This is a genomic window from Bradyrhizobium sp. INPA03-11B, from assembly GCF_040446015.1.
GTDB classification, from domain to species: Bacteria; Pseudomonadota; Alphaproteobacteria; order Rhizobiales; family Xanthobacteraceae; genus Bradyrhizobium; species Bradyrhizobium macuxiense_A.
Map to the genome: position 1 here is coordinate 1 of NZ_JASGSR010000243.1, position 3,502 is coordinate 3,502.

General features: G+C 64.7%; 2 protein-coding genes. One reads left to right on the top strand and one right to left on the bottom strand.

The window, feature by feature from the left end; genetic code table 11:
* Positions 1–430 precede the first annotated feature (430 nt).
* Positions 431–892, bottom strand: a complete 462-nt coding sequence (locus tag QMZ05_RS40565) for an Lrp/AsnC family transcriptional regulator (RefSeq protein WP_016841346.1) — start codon at positions 890–892, stop codon at positions 431–433.
* A gap of 131 nt (positions 893–1,023) precedes the next feature.
* Here QMZ05_RS40565 and QMZ05_RS40570 point away from each other — a divergent pair, with 131 nt between their 5' ends.
* A complete protein-coding gene (locus QMZ05_RS40570; protein WP_353705851.1) occupies positions 1,024–3,390 on the top strand; it encodes a transketolase in 2,367 nt (788 codons plus the stop codon).
* The last annotated feature ends 112 nt before the right edge of the window (positions 3,391–3,502 follow it).

The following is a 3,502-nucleotide window of genomic DNA, read 5'->3' on the forward strand; positions in this document are numbered from 1 at the left end:
CCAGGCTCAGCGTCCGAGTCAATCTGTCGCATCAGATCTGTGCATGCCCTAGTGCGAAAGCAGGGACCCATAACCACGAATGACTGTTGTTGAGCGATGTTGGAACGACGAATCCCGTTCACAATCCCCGCCGCGGAGTATGGGTCCCTGCTTTCGCAGGGACGACGCCTGAGAAAGAGTCACGTACTCACCCATCCTCAGCCGTCATCGCCCGGCTCGACCGGGCGATCCAGTACGCCGCGGCTTCTCCGCTCAAGCACTGCCGCCTCTGGAATACTGGATCACCCGCTTTCGCGGGTGATGACATTGAGAGCGGGCGATGACACCGCGTTGTTTGACATCTTGAATCGAGAGCCATCCACCGCCCTCGTCCCGGCTTTCGCCAGGACGACACTGTGCGGTGGCGCGGTTCGGCTCACCAACCACGCACCTACACCGGCAGCGCTGTCGAGTACTTCACCTGGCTCAGCGCAAAGCTCGACTCGATCGAGGCGATGCCGTCGAGCCGGGTCAGCTTGTTCTTCAGGAATGCCTCATAGGAGGAGAGGTCGGCGGCGACGACGCGCAGCAGATAGTCGCGGTTGCCGGTCATCAGGTAGCATTCGAGCACCTCGTCCCATTTCGAGATCGCGCGCGCGAAGCGGTTGAGGTCTTCCTCCTTCTGGCGCGCCAGCTTGATCGAGATGAAGACCGAGACATGCAGCCCGATCGATTTCTGATCGACGGTCGCGATGTAGCGAGAGATCACGCCGCGCTCCTCCAGCAGCTTGACCCGGCGATGGCAGGGCGACACCGACAGCCCGACCTTGTCGGCGAGCTCCTGCATGGTCATGCGGCTGTCGGTCTGGAGCAGACTCAGGATCTTGCGGTCGATGGCGTCGAGGGCAGGCATTGGGATGAACTCGCAGGTTGCGGCCGGATCGTGGGAATTTATCCCAATTTTTCCTGTGCTGTCGCGTGGAATTGAGATTTTCGGCGACCGCCGCGGCAGTAACATCTGCAGATATCGCTGGGAGCATTGCCATGGGAATCGCGCCTGAACGCCTCGACATGCTCACAGCTTTGGCCCGCAAGGTGCTGTGGCTGTCGTCGTGGACCATCCATCACGCCAACCATGTCAGGCCCTCGACCGATGGGCTGAAGGTCGGCGGCCACCAGGCCTCGTCGGCCTCGCTCGCCAACATCATGTCGGCGCTGTATTTCTCGGTGCTCCGTCCGCAGGACCGCGTCGCGGTGAAGCCGCATGCGAGCCCGGTGTTTCACGCGATCCAGTATCTGTTCGGCCACCAGACCCGCGACAAGCTGGAGAATTTCCGCGGCTACAAGGGCGCGCAGTCCTATCCGTCGCGTACCAAGGATGTCGACGACGTCGACTTCTCCACCGGCTCGGTCGGCCTCGGCGTGGCGCAGACCCTGTTCGCCTCGCTGGTGCAGGACTACGTCAAGGCGCATGGCTGGCTGAACGACCGGCCCGAGGGTCGCATGATCGCGCTGGTCGGCGACGCCGAGATGGACGAGGGCAACATCTTCGAAGCGTTGCTCGAGGGCTGGAAGCACGGCCTGCGCAACACCTGGTGGGTGGTCGACTACAACAGGCAGTCGCTCGACGCCGTGGTGCGCGAGGGACTGTGGGCCAAGTTCGAGACCATGTTCCGCAATTTCGGCTGGGACGTTGTGATCGTGAAATACGGCAAGCTGATGCTGGAAGCGTTCGCCGAGCCCGGCGGCGATGCGCTCAAGCGCTGGATCGACAATTGCCCGAACCAGATGTACGCGGCGCTATGCTTCCAGGGCGGTGCCGCGTTCCGCAAGCACCTACGCGACGATATCGGCGACCAGGGCGACGTGTCGGCCCTGATCGAGCGCCGCAGCGACGACGAATTGCTTGCGCTGATGTCGAACCTCGGCGGCCACGACATGGCGAGCATGATCGAGGCCTTCGAGGCGGTCGACCATGATCGTCCGGTCTGCTTCATCGCCTACACCATCAAGGGCGTCGGCCTGCCGATGCAGGGCCACAAGGACAACCACGCGGGCCTGATGACCGTTGCGCAGATGGAGAAGTGGCGCGCCGCGCAGAACATCCGCACCGGCCACGAGTGGGACAAGTTCGAAGGCCTGACGCAGGAGCCCGCGAGGCTCGAAGCGTTCTTGGCCGAGGCGCCGTTCAACCGCGAGGGCCGCCGCCGGCTCTCGGCGGCCGAAATCGACGTGCCGGAGCGGCTGGCCTTCAAGGCCTCGGCGCAGATGTCGACCCAGCAGGGCTTTGGCCTCGTGCTGCATGAGCTGGCGCGCGGCGACAGCGAGCTCGCATCGCGCATCGTCACCGCATCGCCCGATGTCACCGTGTCGACCAATCTCGGCGCCTGGGTCAATCGCCGTGGCCTGTTCGCGAAGGCGGAGAACCACGATCTGTTCCGGCAGGAGAAGATCCCGTCGGCCTACACCTGGGAGTACTCCCCGAAGGGCCAGCACCTCGAGCTCGGCATCGCCGAGATGAACCTGTTCATCATGCTCTCGGCGCTCGGCCTGTCACACCAGATCAACGGCGCGCGGCTGCTGCCGGTCGGCACGCTGTACGATCCCTTCATCGAGCGTGGCCTCGATGCCTTGAACTATGCCTGCTACCAGGACGCCCGCTTCATGGTGGCGGCGACGCCGTCCGGCATCTCGCTGGCGCCGGAAGGCGGCGCGCATCAGTCGATCAAGACGCCGTTGATCGGGATCGGACAGGACGGGCTCGCCTCGTTCGATCCGGCCTTCGTCGATGAACTTGCCGTGATCATGGGCTGGGGATTCGGCCACATGCAGCGCGAGGGCGCCGAGGGTGGTTCGGTTTACTTGCGACTCTCGACCCGGACGCTGGAACAGCCGCAACGGATCATGACGCCGGACCTACAGCGCGACATCACCGACGGCGCCTACTGGATGCGCAAGCCGGGCCCGAACTGCGACATCGTCATCGCCTATACCGGCACCGTCGCACCGGAGGCGATCGAGGCGGTCGGGCTGATCGGCGAGAGCCACCGCGATGTCGGTTTACTGGCGGTAACCTCTGCCGACCGGCTCTATGCGGGTTGGTCCGCCGCGCGGAATTTACGGCGCGACCGCCGCGGCGCGCAGCATTTGAGTCATATCGAGCGCATGCTGGCGCCGCTCGGCCGCGACTGCGGCATCGTGACCGTGATCGACGGCCATCCGGCAACGCTCGGCTGGCTCGGCAGCGTGCGCGGCCATCGGGTCGAGGCGCTCGGCGTCGAGCATTTCGGCCAGACCGGCACGATCGGCGACCTCTACCGCCACTACGGCATCGACGCCAACGCCATCATCGATGCTGCGGAAAGCGTCTCGGTCGGCGCCCCGGTGCGGCATCGCAAGATGGCGGTGTGATGTCGCGCGCTCACCCCATCGTCGTCCCGGCGAAGCAGGCCGTGCGAAAAGTCGGCCCGGCGCGGGGAGTATTGAGTGACCAAGCGCGCGGCTCAGGCTGCGGATGGCCGGA

Bases quoted from the DNA above. Each gene is read 5' to 3' on its own strand.
- QMZ05_RS40565 (WP_016841346.1), bottom strand. From the start codon at position 892: ATGCCTGCCCTCGACGCCATCGACCGCAAGATCCTGAGTCTGCTCCAG.
- QMZ05_RS40570 (WP_353705851.1), top strand. From the start codon at position 1,024: ATGGGAATCGCGCCTGAACGCCTCGACATGCTCACAGCTTTGGCCCGC.